The organism is Flavobacterium sp., assembly GCF_044368625.1.
In the GTDB taxonomy this organism is placed as follows: domain Bacteria; phylum Bacteroidota; class Bacteroidia; order Flavobacteriales; family Flavobacteriaceae; genus Flavobacterium.
On sequence record NZ_JBIPPD010000325.1, the window covers coordinates 1 to 2543 of the forward strand.

The window sequence follows — 2543 nt, forward strand, 5'->3', positions numbered from 1 at the left end:
CAATTAATAACAGACCTATTAGAAAATTCAATTATCTTAGTCCAATTGAAACTCTAAATAATAAGTTTGTTGCACTTATGAATTGAACACAGCTTATTTTAAATTCGAGAAACTTATTTTTTTATTTAAGTTGTATTTTGTTGTTAGGTCATCGATGATTTCATGGAACCATGGCGGAGAGAATGGACTTAATGTAATTTCATCAATAAGAATATTTAAATCAACATTCAGTAACTTACCTGATTTTATTGGTTCAGAATCCCAATCATAAATTAAACCATCTTCAACCTTTACCATATGTATCAGTCTTAATTCATTTTCATAATGGTAAGCAGCATTTTTATGAATGATTGGGTAATTTAGATTCCCGGTTCCGATGAAATCAGTATTATGATTTATATATTTAACTTCACTTAATTGAATGTTTTCTGGGGTAAATTCTAATGATTTAATTAAATTATTCACTGAGGATGTTATCATAATCCCTTTATCGATATCAGAATAAATTTTCCATAATGCATAAGATTCGGAATTATATTTATTCCAACAATTTACACAATTTATTGTTTTAAATTTTTCTTCGATATTATTTCTTGCTATTAAGTCTTCTTCAACCGATTTATTTACGTCATTTGATTTGAGAAAGTTATATTCATATATTTCTCTATACCATCTTTCATTATAAATTTTGTTTTTTCGCGGACTTAAACCTTCAAATTTGTCTTCTAATTTATCCAAACGACAGAAGAACAAAGATTTAGAATACAATAAAGAAATAAATTTCGTAAAATCCATGTATTTTGAGACTTTATAATTTTCTTTGGGAAAAAATATTGGCGCTGTGTGATTTGAAGGTTTTTCAACGGGCATAAAGTATAGGGTTTTTTTAATTATAATTTTTAGAACTAATTTAATCTTTTAATTAGTAATAGCTTAAGATTTATCACTAGGCAAATTAACAATTAAAAAATAATCTCTAATTACGGTTTTCCGTAAAAATCCAAAATAACTGTTTAAAATCCAAAATTTATTTTTGAGACTTCTCAAGATAACCACTGAAGGTAAAAAGAATATCAACCATAAATCCTTTATTTTTGTTAGAAAATAAAACTAAATGAATCTAAGCTATTGGGAATATAAAAGTTGGTTTGAAAACGTCGATTTTACCATTGTCGGAAGCGGAATCGTTGGGCTTCATGCAGCATTAGAATTGCGTGAGCGATTTCCAGAAAGTAAAATTTTAGTGCTTGAAAAAGGAAGTTTGCCCGAAGGCGCGAGTACTAAAAATGCAGGATTTGCTTGTTTTGGGAGTTTGTCGGAAATTGTGGACGATTTAAAAACACAATCGCCGGAAGCTGTTTTTAAGTTGATTTCAAAACGGTGGCAAGGTTTGCAATTGTTACGAAATCGAATTGGTGATGAAGTAATGGATTTGCAGCCAAATGGCGGTTATGAAGTTTTTTTAGAAAACGACAACCCTACTTTTGAAGAGTGTATGCAAAATATAGACGTCGTAAATGCATTGCTTTTTCCATTGTTTAAAAAAGATGTTTTTAAATTTCAAAAAAACGTTTTTGGCTTTCAGAAAACAAAGCAACAAATCATTTTCAACCCTTTTGAAGCGCAGATTGACACCGGAAAAATGATGCAAAAGTTACTTCAATTGGCTTTTGAAGCAGGAATTCTGATTTTGAATAATCAAACCGTCACGGAATATTACGAAAAGGATTCAGAAGTAAAAGTGGTTGTAAACGATTTTTCTTTTATTACAAAAAAACTTCTATTTGCCACGAACGGATTTTCGAAAACTTTTTTTGAAGCCGATGTGCATCCGGCAAGAGCTCAAGTTTTAATTACCAAACCGATTCCGAATTTGGACATCAAAGGCACTTTTCATTTGGACAAGGGTTATTATTATTTCCGAAATATTGACAACCGACTATTATTTGGCGGAGGTCGAAACCTTGATTTTGAAGGTGAAACTACCACGGTATTTGGGACGACTAATTTAATTCAAAACGAGTTGGAGCGATTGCTAAAAGAAGTAATTTTACCCAACCGTACCTTTGAAATTGATCGTCGCTGGAGCGGTATTATGGGAATGGGTCAAGCCAAAAATCCAGTTGTGCAACAATTGTCGGAAAACGTTTTTTACGGTGTTCGACTAGGAGGTATGGGCGTTGCCATTGGCAGTTTGGTAGGAAAAGAATTGGCTGATTTAGTTTGACAAAAACGCGAATAGTAAAAGTCCAAATCACGCCGCGATGTTTCGGGATCGGGATCAAAAATAAAAGATAAAATTCAATTTCCTAGATTTACAAACTAATAGTTATAAGGTCGAGCGGATTTGAAGTAGGGAGTTTCTCAATTAGAGTTTGGAATTTCCTCGTTTAAATTCGGAAATTTTTTTCTTTGAAAGCTGTGTTCAATTCATAAGTGCAACAAACTTATTATTTAGAGTTTCAATTGGACTAAGATAATTGAATTTTCTAATAGGTCTGTTATTAATTGATAATTCTACTTGTTTAATTTTTTCATTAGTT

2 protein-coding genes are annotated in these 2543 nt (G+C 31.2%); one reads left to right on the top strand and one right to left on the bottom strand.

What is annotated here, in order from left to right:
* Positions 1-93: 93 nt before the first annotated feature.
* Entirely contained in the window at positions 94-870 is a 777-nt protein-coding gene (locus ACIQ2X_RS15655) for a hypothetical protein (RefSeq protein ID WP_396179904.1), read from the bottom strand.
* 244 nt (positions 871-1114) lie between these two features.
* On the opposite strand from ACIQ2X_RS15655, the gene ACIQ2X_RS15660 reads away from it, so the two are divergent.
* On the top strand, positions 1115-2227 hold the full coding sequence (locus tag ACIQ2X_RS15660) for an NAD(P)/FAD-dependent oxidoreductase (RefSeq protein WP_396179905.1): 1113 nt from the start codon (positions 1115-1117) through the stop codon (positions 2225-2227).
* Positions 2228-2543: the final 316 nt, after the last annotated feature.

What these genes read in the sequence shown, in the direction of transcription:
- ACIQ2X_RS15655 (WP_396179904.1), bottom strand. Translation starts at nt 870, where the DNA reads ATGCCCGTTGAAAAACCTTCAAATCACACAGCGCCAATATTTTTTCCC.
- ACIQ2X_RS15660 (WP_396179905.1), top strand. Translation starts at nt 1,115, where the DNA reads ATGAATCTAAGCTATTGGGAATATAAAAGTTGGTTTGAAAACGTCGAT.